This window comes from Photobacterium sp. R1 (assembly GCF_054600795.1).
The window spans coordinates 221,422-236,660 of sequence record NZ_BAAHZP010000002.1 but is presented as its reverse complement, the minus strand read 5'-3'; the positions used below and the strand labels follow the sequence as shown (position 1 = coordinate 236,660).

Below are 15,239 nucleotides of genomic sequence, written 5' to 3'. Positions count from 1 at the left end.
TTCCTTATAATCCGGACGAATGTTGTAACTGTAGAAGGTTTTGTTTCAGGGAAAGGAATTTGTCGGTGTGGCTGTCACCGTAGAATTTTTTCAGGGCCAGGAGCGGGCAGTGCAGATAATCCAGACAGATACGACGAAAAATTCTCGACTGATGCCGGTTATCGATCGTGTTCAGCAAATGGAAAAAGACCCGCCGGAGAAAAAGCTCCTGGAGTAAGGGGTTTCTGACGGGTGTCGGTTGTCCGTAATAAGCGGCCAGGTTCATGCCCGCCTGCGTCATGTCGATGATGACGTCCTGCTCATATCCCGGGATCAGAGGGTGGTTGAGAAAACGATCCTCAGCCAGGAAATATTGCCGGTACAGCTCTCTGGTTTTGTCCATAAAACGCTCCACACCCCAATAAAATAATGATAATTATTATCATTATCGTGGTTGGGTTTCAAGCCTGTTCCCTGAAGTTTATACGAGGTCGCAGGCTTGTCGGGGTTTTAGCGTCATGAACAAAACTGACTGTCATCAGTCTGGCGCTCGGTGGAGAATCATCATTGAATGCGGACGCACATAAGTGGCGGTTTGTCTTAAGATTTTCGTCAGAACGCGACTATCGGCAGTATCTGTCAGGCATCTCCAGTGTGAATCCGGCAGAGCAAAACGCACGGGCAATTCGCCTGAATTGAATATGTACATCAGACTTTCTTCGCACGGTATGCGGATCAGACAGGCAAAGGGGGAGTTTTCAGCCCAAGTCTGTTCTGAAAGTCTTGCTCCGCAGTGATTCAGCCATTGAATTTCGACGGACTGAGTTTGAGCCGATAGAGCTTGTGTGAATGCCGGCATGATTGTCTGTCGCAATGTCAGTAATGACTGACAGTACTGCCTGAAATCGCCCGACTGTGCTTCATCTTCCCAGTTCACCCAACTGATCGCGTTATCCTGGCAATATGCATTGTTATTTCCCAGCTGGCTGTGAGCGTGCAGATCGGCACCTAACAAGTGAGGGATGCCGAAGCTGAAGAGCAGACTGGTCATCAGGTTTCGTTTTTGCTGCTCGCGTTTTTTGATGATCGCCGGAGCGTTGCTTTGACCTTCAATGCCATGATTATTCGACCGGTTGTCCGGGTGCCCGTCCCGATTGTCTTCACCGTTGTCACGGTTATGTTTTTCGCCGTAGGAAACTAAGTCCTGAAGCGTAAAGCCGTCATGGTAGCAGATATAATTGACGCTCATCTTTTCCGGCCAGTTCCAGGCCGGGAACCTTTCTTGTGAACCAAGCAACAAGGATGCGATTTCTGCGTTGGTGGCACGGTGCAGCCAGTAACTGCGCCAGGTATCCCTGAATGTGTCATTGCACTCGTGCCAGTGACCCGGAAAATGGCCAAGTTGATAGCCATTCGGGCCAATATCCCAGGGCTCGGCAATCAGTTTGACCTGGCTGAGGACAGGATCATTGTTGATGGCTCTGAAAAATGCTGCGTTTTTACAAAACCTGTCGTCCTGCCGTCCCAGAGTTGCAGCCAGATCAAAACGAAAGCCATCAACCTGATAATTCAGAACCCAATGCCGTAATGATTGCAATACGGCTTCCAGTGCAGGCGGATGGCTGAGATCCACGGTATTGCCGCAGCCGGTGAAGTTTTTCATGCCGCCGTTCTGATGGTGCAGATACGTTTGCTGATCCAGTGCTTTGAAGTGATAAATCGGTCCGCCGTCGCCTTCCTCGGCGGTGTGGTTGTAAACCACATCCAGAATGACCTCGATTCCGTGGGCATGCAGGGTACGGATCATGGTTTTACACTCCTTAACCGGATCTGCAATGGCAAAACGTCTGTCCGGCGCTGACCATGCCAGCGGGTTGTATCCCCAGTAATTCGTCAGTGATTTTGTCTTAAGGTGACTTTCATCCGCTTTTGTTGCGATGGGCATGAGTTGCAGGCAGGTGATGTTGTTCTCTTTGAAATCGGCGAGTATGGCCGGGTGACACAGCCCCAGATAAGTGCCTCTTTGTTCAGGCGGAATCGCCGGGTGTTGTCTGGTATATCCTTTGACATGAATTTCACTGATGACAGTGTTGCTCAGCGGGGTTTCCGGATGTCTCCGGGTTTGCCAGTCGAAGTGATGACATGTTGTGAGTGAAACCCATTCCGGTGTGTCGTTTCCAGCGGTTATCTTCTCCGATGATGTTTGATGGTGTGAAAATTGGTGACGCTGTAACACATTGTGCGCATGTGGGTCCAACAGCCATTGGCGGGACTGAGTGGCCGGGTTGATCTGATAAAAACTGTAAGCTGAATCAGCCTGAAGCGACGGAATGTACAGATACCAGTCACCATTGGGCTGTCGTGACATCGGGAAAATCTCGATGATCTGACCGTTATCTCCGAACCGTGCTACAAATAATTGCTGGCTGTCCGGAGCATGTACACGAAAGTGGCAGCCTTGTTCCGTCAGTGTCGAGCCCAGGGGAACACCGGGGTCCAAAGTTATATCCTGTCCCAAAGTTGGTTCTGGAATAGAAATTTTCATGAAAAACCTTAAAGGGCTGAAAAAAGAACAGCCAGTCTTTGAAGACTGGCTGTTTTGTCACTCAATGCAATGGTGATTACCACCAGGCTTCAACCTGAGCACCGATGTTATATTCGGTGTCGTTGCCAGAGCCAAAGGCATTATCATTGTCGTAGTCAGACAGATAACTGGCGTAGAAGCGCAGTTCAGGACGCGCCCAGAAGCCTGGGCCAGCGGTAAATGCCTGAGCCAGAGTCAGCTTGCTGCCAGATTTGTCGACGCCAGAATCATCTTCATCATAATAACCGGCTTCAATGATGGTTTTCATGTTGTTGTTCCACTTGTACTCAGGACGAACAACTGCACTCAGAATGGTGTGATCATCTTTGCTGTCAAAACTGGTTTTTGCAAAAATCAGCTGATGGCCGATTTCCCAGGACGTTGAAGGCGCAATCACACCCCAGTTAATCAGGCGGTAGCCCAGTGCGTCATCATTCGAGGTCGCATTAAAGTAGTGCCCTGCGCCCAGACCGGCCATTTGTTCGCCATACCCGTTTGAACCGGCCTGAACGGTTGATTTGTTGAAGCCGCCAAAGAAGTTGCCGATAGTCAGTTCACCAGTGAACATCGCACCATCATTGAAGGTCTCTGCGGCTTTCTGTGCATCTGTCTCATTCACCAGACCATAGTTCAGACCCAGTTCCAGGCTCAGGTCGCGTGCCAGTTTGATTTCAGAATAACGCAGGTCGATGTTATTGACGTTGACTTCACCGGAGTCATCCCGAATGACGGCAAAGGACACCTTACCCGGGCCAAAACTCAGTTTCTCGATACCGGCACCGGCACCTGATGTATCCCAGTAGTAGAAGTCTGAGATGTGAATGTCGTGGCGCTGGTAGTAACGTTTACCGGCCCACAGTGTGGCGTCTGCATCACCCGCAATGAAACCTTTTGCCTGAACGTTGAACTGGCGCAGTGCGATGTTGTCTGAACCGTCGTCGTTCACACCCAGGCCTTCCCAGTCGTTCGAACCGTCAGTTGCAACTGCCAGCATGGAGTCGACATAGAATGATTTGCCATTCTCGTTGTAGACTTCTTTTCCTAAACCCAGCTCGCCGTAAACATCATTTTCGTTCCCTAAACGGCCAACTTTGTTTTTCTCATAGGCGACAGGCGCACCGTTTTCACCGCTGATTCCGACACCGGCACGCATATAACCGTGAAAGTCGACGTCTTCTGCGTAGGTTGCAGCAGACATCAGTGCAGCGGATACAGCTGCTGCAGTCAGACAAATTTTGTTCAGTTTCATTGCATAAACTCCTTGATGGATGCGCTTTTTATTATCTTGCTCCGTTCCGGCTATTACCGAATCAGGCAGTCAGAGTGACCTGGTACAGATCTTGTCACTCTGTTGATCGCGTCCCTCAGCTGAATGACGGCACCGGGTCCTGTGAATCCGAGTGCCTCTGCAAAGGGGCGTCCGCTTTGGATGGTTTCATTCTGCGCCTGTCATAGACCAGTAACATCCTCCTCAATAACCTTGATTGATGGAGGAGCAGGGGGGATGAGTGTGGAGATCACACTTTGTAGGGGGAAGGTGAATTTTTATGCTGAATTTGAACTTTTTTGATCACTGGATCACGAATTTTCCGTCCAGGAAGGGGAACGTGCTTGAAATAAGCCCTTCAGATCACGTTTTCGCTGGGATGAGAAGTAAGGTGTAAGCCTAAGGTACAGAGCAGGAACCAATCAACATTGTGCTCTGTCATGAATTTGATTGTGTCTGCCCCACAGCATTGAGTGCTAACTAGAGACACAATAAGAAACTGGTGGTATATATGTAACAAGATGTTTCTGTGGCTCGACTATGAATATTGAATATTTCCTTCAAAATCCATTTATTCCTTTTCCTGAAGGGTATCTTGTTGTCAAAAACAAAAAACACCAGATTGTCGCCTGCAATGAAGCTCACCAGAAGTTAACAGGGATCCGTGAACATGCTCAGATGCTTGGCCTGACGGACAATGACTTGCCTTGGCGAAGTTATGCCAGCCTTTATCAGATGTATGAGAAAGATATTATGAGCGGGCGGCAATATAGCTTACGTCTGCCACTGATTGATGTGTCAGGGTGCGTTCACCAGTTGTATATAAAGAAGCAAGTCATTCTGGATCAGCATGGCTTCATCGCCGGAACCGTGACACACGCACTATCCTTGAGCAGTCGTGAGAATGAGGGGATGTTCAATACACAATTTACTGCAATTGAGCAAATTTCCCGCCTGAGAGACTGGCGCTTATTTCAAGTGTGCAAGCGGTTGTTACTGAACCCGAAGTGCGATCTTCCGATTGAGCAATATGCTGCGGATGTAGGGATGGCATCAAGAAGTTTATCAAGACTGTTTAAATCAGAACTTGGCTTAGGCTTTTCGCAAATGCGCAAGCTGATCCGTGTCTACCTTTCGATTCCAGAATTGTTACATGGTCGCAGACCGAGCCAGGTTGCACTGGATTTTGGCTACCAGTCTCAAGCGAGTTATTCAACCGTCTTTAAACAAATCACCGGCTTTTCTCCCGTATGTTACGTCAAAGCTCATGCTTGTGAATGAACTTTGAGATGATCCGGCACGGATTGAATAACCAGCATTAGGCAGAAGAAGCCAAGTGCACCGTGTTCATCGGAGACACTTGGCCAAAGCGGTTCAATTAATGCAGCTTAATTGACCGATTCAATGATCATAGCAACACCTTGTCCTACGCCAACACACATAGAACATAATGCATAACGCCCGTTTGATTCTTTAAGTTGTCGCGTGGCTGTACCGACAATACGTGTGCCACTCATGCCGAGCGGGTGCCCAAGTGCAATCGCACCGCCATTCGGGTTAATGCGCGGATCGGTTGCATTCAAATTTAAGGCTTTTAATACCGCAAGTACCTGAGCAGAGAAGGCTTCGTTGATTTCAATCACGTCCATGTCTTTCAGCTGTAATCCTGAGAGCGACAGGACTTTCTGAATGGCGGGCGCAGGACCGATCCCCATCACACGCGGTTCGACGCCACTGGTCGCGTAAGCCACTACACGCGCCATTGGTGTGAGATGATGCAGGTCCAGTGCACTGCGACTTGCGAGTAAAAGAGCGGCTGCACCATCATTGACACCCGAAGCATTCCCCGCAGTAATCGTGCCATCGGAGCATACAACAGGACGCAGCTGGCTGAGCTTTTCTGGAAGCGTGAGTCTCGGATGTTCATCCAGGATGACAGTTTCAACCTGATGTTTACCCACTGAAACTTCAACGGGCACTATCTCGTGCTGATAGAAACCACGTTCCAGAGCGTCGCAGTATTTTCTCTGGCTGTCGAACGCAAAGTTGTCTTGAGCGGTTCTGGAGATCCCAAAGTTCTGAGCCAAATTTTCTGCCGTCTGAGGCATCGAATCCGCGCCGAACTGTGCGGCAAGTTTCGGGTTGATAAATCGCCAGCCGATTGTTGTGTCATACAGTTCAGCATGACGCGAAAAGGCCTGCTCAGGTTTGGGCATGACCAGTGGCGCCCGTGACATAGACTCGACACCACCGGCAATCATCAGCTGCGTTTCTTGAGCTTTAATGGCTCGGGTTGCAGTTGCGATTGCATCCATACCAGAAGCGCAAAGCCGATTGACAGTCATGCCCGGAACTTCGTGCGGCACTCCAGCCAGTAATGAGCTCATCCGTGCGACATTACGGTTATCTTCCCCGGCCTGATTAGCGCAACCCAGAACAATCTCATCAATCTCGCTTGCGTTTAGATGCGGATTTCGCTCAATCAATGTTCTCAAAGTCAGAGCGGCTAAATCATCAGGCCGACATTGTGCCAGTTTGCCTGCATATTTGCCGATAGGGGTTCTTATATAATCGCAGATATACGCTTCATTCATAACAAAGCTCCTGGCTTGTCAAAACTTCGCGTGCCTGAGATATTTCTTCGTCGGAAATGAAGTGTTCGCGACTGTCGAAGATCTTCACATCAACGTTGGCACCACAGGTTGTAAAGTATTGGGCAGTGTCCTGTACGCGCTGAGCGGGTACCCATGTATCTGTCTGACTCCCTGTAAGGTAGATTTTCACATCGTTCAGCGCAGCAGATCCTGTAATATTCAGTTCGAGCTCTGGTCCAAAAAGCCCCCCTGTAAAGCCGATGCAACAACGTACTGGTTTCATCGATTCTTTGAGATATTGCATTGCGATACATGCCCCTTGTGAGAAACCAACAAGAGAAATTTGGTTGAGTGGGATTCCAGACTCCACCAAGAAAACGATCAGGCTGTCGAGGTAGTTCAATGCATCATTGAGCTGAGGTTGATTGTCCGAGATTTCCCGCATGAAGCCCCGGGGATACCATGTATTTTCCGGCGCTATGGGCGTGAGGACTGTGCAGTTTGAGATATCCAGCTTTTCATACAATTTCTGCATGTCCTGCGTCGTTTGCCTTCTGCCATGCAAAAGGATAACGACCGGGTGTTTCGGAGAAATGGGCTGGCCAAATTGCTCTAACTGAAACAGGTTGGGATGAATTGAATTCTGACTATTGACTGACATTGTGACCTTCCTGTAACCATTGGGCGATGCGTCTGGCGAAGTAAGTCACCACGATATCTGCACCCGCACGTTTGAAGCCGAGCATGGTTTCCATAACCGACTGCCGTTCATCGACAAGACCAGCCTGTATCGCATGTTGCAGAATTGCGTACTCGCCGCTGACTTGGTACACGGCAACGGGCAGGTTGGTGTTTTCACGGATGCGGTGAACAATGTCGAGATAAGGTGTGCCGGGTTTGACCATTAAGATATCGGCACCTTCTTGTTCATCCAGTGAAGCTTCTGTCAGGGCTTCCCGGCCGTTTGCCGGATTGGCCTGATAGGCTTTGCGATCGCCGGTCAACTCACAATCCACCGCTTGGCGGAATGGGCCGTAAAATGCAGAAGCATATTTCATGGAATGGGCCAGGATGCCGACATGAGTGTATCCGGCCTTATCAAGAGCCTGACGAATCGCCTGTGTCTGGCCGTCCATCATGGTCGAAGGAGCCAGCATGTCAGCCCCGGCTTTTGCTGCGGTCACTGCTTGTTTGGCTAAATTATCCAGTGTGGCGTCATTATCGACATCGTCCTGATGAATCACACCACAGTGGCCGTGTGTCGTGTATTCACAAAAACAGATATCGGGGATCACAACCATGTCTGGACATGCCTGTTTAATCGTTCGGATCATACGCGCAAGCAAACCCTGATCATCCCACGTATCAGAGCCTTGGCTGTCTTTCGTATGCGAAATGCCAAATGGCATCACGTAACGGATACCGAGTTCGTACAACTCACGAACTTCCTGAGCGACATTCTGTTCTGCATAGCGCACTAATCCCGGCAGCGCATCGATCGGTTTATTTGTCGTAATCTGCTCTTCGATAAAAATAGGCTGGATTAAATCCTGAATCTCGATCTGGTGTTCCTGAACGAGTTTTCGAAGATGAGGCGTTGCTCTGAGGCGTCGCTGCCGACGGTACATTGTTGTCATCATGATTGTCCTTTCGTTAACCCAAGCATGGTTCTGGCATCATCAGGGGAGGCTATTTCCCGGCCCAGTTCACGGGATAAACGGACAATTCGCTCAACCAGCTGCGCATTGCCGTTGGCTAGTTCGCCACGATGGTAGTAGACGTTATCTTCCAATCCCGTTCTGACATGTCCGCCAAGTAATAAGGTATGCGCATTGATCGGCAACTGATGTTTCCCGATTGCAAGTGCACTCCAGGTACTGTTTTCCGGTAAGTTATCGATCAAATTTAAGAGGTTTTTTAATGTGGCAGGGGTACCGCCATGAATGCCCAGGGCAAGTGAGTACATGGTTGACTCTGGGATTAATCCGGCCGCTAGCAATGCGTTAGCCTCGGAAATGACGCCAGTGTGGTAAACCTCCACTTCGGGGAGAATCTGATGTGATTTCAGTGCTTCTGCGAGTTGAGTGTAATCCTGAGGAGCGTTGACAAATGGCTTACTGCCATGATTAACAGAACCGCAGTTAAAAGATGCAATTTCGGGTCGGAACTCTACGTGGTTCCATGCTGTTTCGATGGGCATCTCGTCAGGAAGGTTGTAGGACGAAGTGCTGAGGTTCAGCAAAATATCGCAACGTTCACGGACTTTGGCTACGATCTCTCCCCATATCCCTTTCTCATAACTCGGTTTTCCGTGGATATCCCTGGCATGAATATGCGCGATACAAGCACCGGCATTCCAGGCTTGATAGGCTGATTCAGCAATTTCGTCCGGCGTGTAGGGCACGCTGGGATGTTTCTGTCTTGAGGTGATACCGCCATTGATCGCTGCGGTGATCATTAACTTATTCATGACCGCACATTTTGTCCTGTATGATTGATTTGGATGCATTTTTATGGTTTTAGGACGAAAAGTATTTCGCGAATCGGACACATCTTTATTCAAATCGGACAAGGAAATGGTTGCAGGCGGTCGATTGATTGCTGCAACAGGCGAAGCGGATATTCAGGGCACAGCTGAACCCGGCGCGTTTAAGACAGGATGAAACGCTTTCCGTTATTGTCAGGCTCAAGATAAAGAGAAGCCCGGTCAGAGTAACTGACCGGGCGGAGGAATTGATGCTGGTGGCGCTATTCCCCATCATCAGGATAGAAGCGACCTTCCGGCGAGTACGGCTCCCTGTCGTCAACGATACTCTGGTGGCCGCGGATTTCTTTCAGCTGGTTTTCCAGCATTCGGACCTGCTGATAGTCCCCATCCTGATATGCGGCGGTGAGGCGTTGTTCGATGTCTTCAATGCGTTCTCGGATACTCATTGTGACCTCCGACTCATGTACAGTGTCGCAATCAGTGTCAGGTGGTGTCTTCCTGACACATCCCAATAACAATCATACTTGAAAATAGCGGTCCTGCTCATTCCGATCGCATTGGTTCATCCTGCGGGTTTATAAATAACAGGAATAAAAAAACGGGCACGTGAATCATGCCCGTTCAATGTGTCGCTAGGGGGAGGTTATACCCCTTGTTCCTGATGCAGACGACGGCACGCTTTGCCATCACGATGGAACAAATGACAACGGTAGGCCGGAATACCGACGCTGAGGGTCTCACCTGTGTCCACATCCAGCACATCCGGCTGACGGAAGATGAAATCGGCATCGACGCCTTTCAAGTTCAGGTAAACCTGAGTTTCATGCCCCAGCTTCTCGACGACCTGAATTTTTCCTTCAACGACGGCATCGCCTTGGTCTTCTGTCGTCAGATGTTCAGGGCGAATCCCCAGTGACATGCGGTCACCGCGGGTCACAGTTGTGCCGTCTACCGGAATCCAGAAGGTGGTTCCGTTGGCAAGCTGCACCATCACGCGATCCGCTTCCACCTGTTCGACGAATACACTCATGAAGTTCATTTTCGGGGAGCCGATAAAGCCTGCGACGAACCGGTTTTCCGGGTAGTGATAAAGTTCCAGTGGTTTGCCAACCTGAGAGACGGCGCCGCCATCCAGTACAACGATCTTATCGGCCATTGTCATGGCTTCGACCTGATCATGGGTGACATAAATCATGGTGCTGCCCAGTTGCTTGTGCAGCTTGGCGATTTCGATCCGCATCTGGACACGCAGTGCAGCGTCAAGGTTTGAAAGCGGCTCATCCAGCAGGAAGACATTTGGCTGAGCAACCAGCGTCCGGCCGATTGCGACGCGCTGACGCTGTCCGCCAGACAATGCTTTGGGTTTACGTTCCAGTAAATGACCCAGTTGCAGAATATCGGCTGCATGCGCAACGCGCTTCCGGATTTCTTCTTTGTCTGCCCGGGCGAGCTTCATCCCGAAAGACATGTTGTCAAACAGGTTCAGGTGCGGATACAGGGCATAAGACTGGAAAACCATACCCACGCCACGCTGAGCCGGCGGAATATCGTTCATCCGTTGCTCACCGATGTACAGATCGCCGGAAGTGATGTCTTCCAGGCCGGCAATACAGCGCAGCAGTGTTGATTTTCCGCAGCCCGAAGGCCCAACGAAGACCACGAATTCGCCTTCTGCAATATCCAGATCGACATTCTTTGATATCAGGTTTTCGCCATAAGCTTTGCAAACATTGCGTAAAGTGACACTCGCCATCCGGCTTACCTCTATATGTTGTTTCCAGCCCGCGTCGTGGTCATTGCCGGTCGGCGTGCCGATAAAAGTCGGTGAAGAAAAAACAGGGTAGCGCCACAATAAACGGCAGTTACTGATAAGGTCGCTACCCATAATCCACAGGAGAGACTTCCCCAAGCTTTCCCGTAGTGTGCTGATGCCAAGCAATGGACATCAAAGCTGCTGATGACAGCAACAGTCAACAATAAAAGACAGTGTTACAGTTGAACAAGCTCAAGCCATGTTGAGGGTGTTGTCATTGTGCGTAAAACTGACTCAGGCAACATCCTCCTTCAAGGATTCTTCCCGGGGGGATGAGGGGGGATGAGTGTTTGGATCACACTTTACAACCTGATGTACTGCCTGATGATTTCATTGCAAGTAGTATGTGCGTCCCGTCACGAATAGGGCTCGTTTTTAGATCAGGGTCACTGAACGTGATGATGATGATCACGCTTTTCACTATCCATGATGGGGGGCGTAGCGCTTAGGATGATGCCCTATAAGAATGACTGATAGATGATAGAGGCTGGAAAATGTGTTGTCAGTTCACGCTGCAACGATAACCATCTGGAAGGATATAACAATGAAGAAAGTCCTCAGTACTGTCGCACTCTGCACCCTTGCCGCACTTGGTTCTGTCTCAGCTCATGCAGCAATTGAGGAAGGCCAGCTGACCATTTGGATTAATGGTGATAAAGGCTACAACGGTCTGGCTGAAGTCGGTAAACAGTTTGAAGCTGACACTGGCATCAAAGTGACTGTTGAGCACCCGGATAAGCTGGAAGAGAAATTCCCTCAGCTTGCCTCAACGGGAGACGGTCCGGATATCGTATTCTGGGCACACGATCGCTTTGGCGGTTATGCGCAGGCGGGTTTGCTGACTGAAGTGAAACCATCTGACGAGTTCCGCGGCAAGTTCGCGGATTTTACCTGGGATGCCGTGTCTTATAACGGGAAGTACGTCGGCTATCCGGTCGCGGTTGAAGCATTGTCGCTTATCTACAACAAAGATTTACTGCCAACACCACCAAAGAACTGGGAAGACGTGGCTGCACTGGACGCCAAGCTGAAAAAACAGGGCAAACGCGCCATCATGTGGAACCTGCAGGAACCTTTCTTCACCTGGCCTCTGCTTGCAGCAGATGGTGGTTATGCCTTCAAATTTACCGCATCCGGTTATGATGCCAAAGATGTGGGTGTCAATAATGCCGGTGCGAAGCGTTCAATGAACTTCGTGAAGAGTCTGGTTGAAAAAGGTGTCATTGCTCCAGATGTGAACTACGCCATCGCCGAAGCTGGTTTCAACAAAGGTGAAGTGGCGATGACTATTAATGGTCCATGGTCCTGGGCAAACATTGATAAAGCCGGCATCAATTATGGTGTTGCGATGCTGCCGAAACTGAATGGCAATCCTTCCAAACCTTTTGTCGGTGTGTTGACTGCGGGTATCAGCTCTGCATCACCAAACAAAGACCTGGCGGTTGAGTTTCTGGAGAACTACCTGCTGACCAGCGACGGCTTGCGTAAAGTGAACAATGATACACCGCTGGGCGCGGTTGCGCTGAACGCTTTCCAGGAGGAACTGAGTTCAGATGCACGAATTGCTGCAACCATGGGGAATGCGATGAACGGCGAAATTATGCCGAATATCCCGCAAATGTCTTCTTTCTGGTATGCAGAAAAAGCAGCAATTAATAACGTTGTTAACGGTCGTCAGTCTGTGGATGAAGCATTGAATACTGTTGCTGACCGAATGACCAAGTAAACTTACCTATCGGAGCAGACAGTCGTCTGCTCCTTCCTCTGACGTACTGCGAGGAATGCTGATGCAGTCTCATCCTGTTGCCGAACTGGCGCTTGACGCTACCGATATGACAAAAAATTCAACAACCAAGCCTGCATTAAGAACCTGGTTCAAGTGGGCAGCGCTGGGGGGAATCAGCGCCATCAATGGTTACGCCATGATTCTGATGTATTCGCGTTCAGAGTATGCGTTTGCATTGCTGACGCTGATTCTGACCTCTCTGGGCGTGTATGTCTTTGCCCGTAAGCGGACCTATGCCCATCGCTACATTTTCCCGGGCATTGCCGGCATGATTTTATTCATCATTTTCCCGCTGACTTATACAGTGAGTCTGGCATTCACCAATTACAGCGGTACGAATCAGCTGAGTTTTGAGCGGGCACAGTCTGTTCTGATGGAGCAAAGTTTTCAGTCAGGACAAGGGTATAACTTTTCGTTGTACGGAAACGACGGTCAGTATCAGCTGGCACTGGAAACGGACGAAGGAATTTATCTCAGTGATGGCCTTGATCTGAACGCATTACCCGGTTCACTGAATCTTCACCCTGCGTCCGCGCCATCTGCCGGGAAAGCGCCTCTGAAAATGGTGATTCAGCATCGTCAGCAGCTCAGTGCACTGACAGTTGTCTTACCTGATGGCGAACAGCTGACGATGTCGGGGTTAAGGAAGTTTGCAGCCAGTGAGCCGCTTTATCAGCTGCAGAGTGATGGCGAAACGCTGGTGAATCAGAAAACCCAGGCTGTGTATCAGCCGAATTGGGAAATCGGTTTTTATCAGCAGGTTGATGAAGCAGGGCAGTTTATCGGCCAGCCGCTCTCTCCCGGGTTCATCGTGAATATTGGCTGGGATAATTTTACCCGTATCTTTACTGACCCCGGAATTCAGGGACCATTCATCAGTATCTTTGTCTGGACAGTCTTGTTCTCCGGACTGACGGTTGTTTTCACGCTGGCTGTGGGGGTGGTGCTGGCACAGGTCGTATCCTGGGAAGCGCTCAAGGGGCGTGGTGTTTACCGTGTGTTGCTCATTTTACCTTATGCGGTTCCGGCATTTATCTCGATTCTGATTTTTAAGGGCTTGTTTAATCAAAGCTTTGGTGAAATTAATCAGGTGTTAGAAGGGCTGTTCGGCCTGAGTCCGTCATGGTTTACCGATCCATTCCTGGCAAAGACAATGATCCTGATTGTAAATACCTGGCTGGGTTATCCTTACATGATGATTCTGGCCATGGGGCTGCTGAAAGCGATCCCGGATGACTTGTACGAGGCGTCCGCGATGGATGGCGCAGGGCCGCTGGATAATTTCTTCCGCATTACCTTACCAATGCTGGTGAAACCAATGATCCCACTGTTGATCGCGACCTTTGCCTTTAATTTCAATAACTTTGTTCTGATCCAGCTGCTGACGAACGGTGCGCCGGACATGCTGGGCACCAGTGTGCCGGCCGGGCATACAGACTTGCTGGTGAGCTATACCTACAGGATTGCCTTCGAAGGTTCCGGTGGTCAGGACTTTGGTCTGGCAGGGGCGATAGCAACACTGATCTTCTTGCTGGTCGGCGGTTTATCGCTGCTGAATATGAAATTCTCAAAACTGGATCTTGAGTAAGGGAAAAACACATGGCTATGGTACAAGCTAAATCTTTGAAATACAGGGTATGGGCGACACATATCGCAATGTGGTGTTTCCTTGCTCTCATCATGTTGCCGCTGCTGATGGTCGTCGCGATCTCGTTCCGGGAAGGGAACTACGCTTCAGGTGAGCTGATTCCGAGCGATCCATCCTTAGAACACTGGAAACTGGCGCTGGGTATTGCAATTGAACATGCCGACGGGAGCAAGACGCTGCCTCCGTTCCCGGTCCTGACCTGGCTGTGGAATTCGGTGAAAGTCGCGGGACTGACTGCCATTGGTATTGTGGCATTGTCCACAACCTGTGCTTACGCTTTTGCCCGTATGAAGTTTGCCGGAAAAAGCCATATTCTGCGTGCTATGCTGATATTGCAGATGTTTCCGCCAGTACTGGCACTGGTTGCGCTCTATGCATTGTTTGACCGGCTGGGTGCTTATGTCCCATTCCTTGGAATGAACACGCACGGCGGTGTGATCTTTGCTTATATGGGAGGTATTGCGCTGCACGTATGGACAATCAAAGGCTATTTTGAGTCGATTGATGCTTCACTTGAAGAAGCGGCGGCACTGGATGGCGCGACACCGTGGCAGGCTTTCAGGCTGGTTTTATTGCCGCTTTCTGTACCTATCCTTGCTGTCGTGTTTATTCTTTCATTCATTGCTGCAGTTACAGAAGTTCCTGTTGCATCCTTGTTGTTACGTGATGTAAATTCCTACACATTAGCTGTTGGAATGCAGCAATATTTGTATCCGCAGAATTACTTATGGGGTGACTTCGCGGCAGCCGCTGTGTTGTCTGCGATGCCAATCACCATCGTATTTTTGCTGGCCCAGAAGTTTCTTGTCGGTGGTTTAACTGCCGGCGGGGTAAAGGGATAAAAATAAGAAAATGGCCCATGTTCACTTAGGGTGGGCCAATCCCCCGGAGTTGAAGCCTTAACATTTGGTTTGGCCGCCGATCAGTTAAGTCACTTCACCCACATTATTGGCGTTGCTGCATAGCTGGACTTGCGCTTTGTTCTGAACAAAACAGCAGGTTGATTTGGTAACCAAAGCCCGGTGTTTTCACCGGGCTTTTTTATTATCTTGTTTTTTGTATCGGTAAAAGCAAGCTTCT

At 49.7% G+C, this 15,239-nt stretch carries 14 protein-coding genes; 5 read left to right on the top strand and 9 right to left on the bottom strand.

Translation table 11 applies throughout. The annotated features are described in order from the left end of the window. Window positions 1–4 precede the first annotated feature (4 nt). The 3 genes from ACYP03_RS04040 to ACYP03_RS04030 all read right to left on the bottom strand — a co-directional run bounded on the left by ACYP03_RS04040 (window position 5) and on the right by ACYP03_RS04030 (window position 3,806). Window positions 5–382 carry a hypothetical protein gene (locus ACYP03_RS04040; protein ID WP_248142504.1) on the bottom strand — a complete coding sequence of 126 codons (378 nt, stop codon included), beginning with the start codon at window positions 380–382 and terminating at the stop codon, window positions 5–7. Between the two features lie 135 nt (window positions 383–517). Beyond that, the gene (locus ACYP03_RS04035; protein WP_459778579.1) at window positions 518–2,479 is read right to left on the bottom strand and encodes a glycogen debranching protein; all 1,962 of its coding nucleotides are present in this window, start codon (window positions 2,477–2,479) and stop codon (window positions 518–520) included. A 121-nt stretch (window positions 2,480–2,600) separates the two neighbouring features. Next, window positions 2,601–3,806: a maltoporin gene (locus tag ACYP03_RS04030; protein ID WP_248143330.1), complete on the bottom strand. Its 1,206-nt coding sequence runs from the start codon at window positions 3,804–3,806 to the stop codon at window positions 2,601–2,603. A 564-nt stretch (window positions 3,807–4,370) separates the two neighbouring features. Here ACYP03_RS04030 and ACYP03_RS04025 point away from each other — a divergent pair. Further along, window positions 4,371–5,111 (top strand): helix-turn-helix domain-containing protein, encoded by a 741-nt coding sequence (locus tag ACYP03_RS04025; protein ID WP_330959913.1) that lies wholly within the window; start codon window positions 4,371–4,373, stop codon window positions 5,109–5,111. Between the two features lie 107 nt (window positions 5,112–5,218). Here ACYP03_RS04025 and pcaF read toward each other — a convergent pair whose 3' ends face one another. From pcaF to ACYP03_RS04005, 4 genes are read right to left on the bottom strand one after another with little or no spacing between them, the layout of a single operon-like run. Continuing rightward, window positions 5,219–6,424, bottom strand: a complete 1,206-nt coding sequence (pcaF, locus tag ACYP03_RS04020) for a 3-oxoadipyl-CoA thiolase (protein ID WP_459778578.1) — start codon at window positions 6,422–6,424, stop codon at window positions 5,219–5,221. Further along, entirely contained in the window at window positions 6,417–7,085 is a 669-nt protein-coding gene (locus ACYP03_RS04015) for an alpha/beta hydrolase (RefSeq protein ID WP_459778577.1), read from the bottom strand. Before ACYP03_RS04015 ends, pcaF begins: the two co-directional genes overlap by 8 nt. Then, window positions 7,072–8,061 carry a porphobilinogen synthase gene (gene hemB, locus ACYP03_RS04010; RefSeq protein WP_248143328.1) on the bottom strand — a complete coding sequence of 330 codons (990 nt, stop codon included), beginning with the start codon at window positions 8,059–8,061 and terminating at the stop codon, window positions 7,072–7,074. The genes ACYP03_RS04015 and hemB overlap by 14 nt, the downstream gene beginning before the upstream one ends. Further along, the gene (locus ACYP03_RS04005) at window positions 8,061–8,894 is read right to left on the bottom strand and encodes a beta-keto acid cleavage family enzyme (protein ID WP_459778576.1); all 834 of its coding nucleotides are present in this window, start codon (window positions 8,892–8,894) and stop codon (window positions 8,061–8,063) included. Before ACYP03_RS04005 ends, hemB begins: the two co-directional genes overlap by 1 nt. A gap of 43 nt (window positions 8,895–8,937) precedes the next feature. Between ACYP03_RS04005 and ACYP03_RS04000 the strand changes: the two genes are divergently transcribed. After that, window positions 8,938–9,087, top strand: coding sequence for a hypothetical protein (locus ACYP03_RS04000; RefSeq protein ID WP_459778575.1), 150 nt, complete (start codon window positions 8,938–8,940; stop codon window positions 9,085–9,087). Between the two features lie 85 nt (window positions 9,088–9,172). On the opposite strand, the gene ACYP03_RS03995 is transcribed toward ACYP03_RS04000, so the two are convergent. Continuing rightward, window positions 9,173–9,358, bottom strand: a complete 186-nt coding sequence (locus ACYP03_RS03995) for a hypothetical protein (protein ID WP_248142498.1) — start codon at window positions 9,356–9,358, stop codon at window positions 9,173–9,175. 197 nt (window positions 9,359–9,555) lie between these two features. Continuing rightward, a complete protein-coding gene (gene malK / locus ACYP03_RS03990) occupies window positions 9,556–10,665 on the bottom strand; it encodes a maltose/maltodextrin ABC transporter ATP-binding protein MalK (RefSeq protein WP_459778817.1) in 1,110 nt (369 codons plus the stop codon). Between the two features lie 604 nt (window positions 10,666–11,269). Here malK and malE point away from each other — a divergent pair. The 3 genes from malE to malG all read left to right on the top strand — a co-directional run bounded on the left by malE (window position 11,270) and on the right by malG (window position 15,001). Then, window positions 11,270–12,451: a maltose/maltodextrin ABC transporter substrate-binding protein MalE gene (malE, locus tag ACYP03_RS03985; protein WP_459778574.1), complete on the top strand. Its 1,182-nt coding sequence runs from the start codon at window positions 11,270–11,272 to the stop codon at window positions 12,449–12,451. Between the two features lie 106 nt (window positions 12,452–12,557). Beyond that, window positions 12,558–14,099, top strand: a complete 1,542-nt coding sequence (malF, locus tag ACYP03_RS03980; RefSeq protein ID WP_459778816.1) for a maltose ABC transporter permease MalF — start codon at window positions 12,558–12,560, stop codon at window positions 14,097–14,099. An 11-nt stretch (window positions 14,100–14,110) separates the two neighbouring features. After that, a complete protein-coding gene (gene malG, locus ACYP03_RS03975) occupies window positions 14,111–15,001 on the top strand; it encodes a maltose ABC transporter permease MalG (protein ID WP_459778573.1) in 891 nt (296 codons plus the stop codon). The last annotated feature ends 238 nt before the right edge of the window (window positions 15,002–15,239 follow it).

What these genes read in the sequence shown, in the direction of transcription:
- hemB (WP_248143328.1), bottom strand. Translation starts at nt 8,061, where the DNA reads ATGACAACAATGTACCGTCGGCAGCGACGCCTCAGAGCAACGCCTCAT.
- ACYP03_RS04015 (WP_459778577.1), bottom strand. Translation starts at nt 7,085, where the DNA reads ATGTCAGTCAATAGTCAGAATTCAATTCATCCCAACCTGTTTCAGTTA.
- malE (WP_459778574.1), top strand. Translation starts at nt 11,270, where the DNA reads ATGAAGAAAGTCCTCAGTACTGTCGCACTCTGCACCCTTGCCGCACTT.
- ACYP03_RS04005 (WP_459778576.1), bottom strand. Translation starts at nt 8,894, where the DNA reads ATGAATAAGTTAATGATCACCGCAGCGATCAATGGCGGTATCACCTCA.
- malG (WP_459778573.1), top strand. Translation starts at nt 14,111, where the DNA reads ATGGCTATGGTACAAGCTAAATCTTTGAAATACAGGGTATGGGCGACA.
- ACYP03_RS04040 (WP_248142504.1), bottom strand. Translation starts at nt 382, where the DNA reads ATGGACAAAACCAGAGAGCTGTACCGGCAATATTTCCTGGCTGAGGAT.
- ACYP03_RS03995 (WP_248142498.1), bottom strand. Translation starts at nt 9,358, where the DNA reads ATGAGTATCCGAGAACGCATTGAAGACATCGAACAACGCCTCACCGCC.
- malF (WP_459778816.1), top strand. Translation starts at nt 12,558, where the DNA reads ATGACAAAAAATTCAACAACCAAGCCTGCATTAAGAACCTGGTTCAAG.
- pcaF (WP_459778578.1), bottom strand. Translation starts at nt 6,424, where the DNA reads ATGAATGAAGCGTATATCTGCGATTATATAAGAACCCCTATCGGCAAA.
- malK (WP_459778817.1), bottom strand. Translation starts at nt 10,665, where the DNA reads ATGGCGAGTGTCACTTTACGCAATGTTTGCAAAGCTTATGGCGAAAAC.
- ACYP03_RS04025 (WP_330959913.1), top strand. Translation starts at nt 4,371, where the DNA reads ATGAATATTGAATATTTCCTTCAAAATCCATTTATTCCTTTTCCTGAA.
- ACYP03_RS04000 (WP_459778575.1), top strand. Translation starts at nt 8,938, where the DNA reads ATGGTTTTAGGACGAAAAGTATTTCGCGAATCGGACACATCTTTATTC.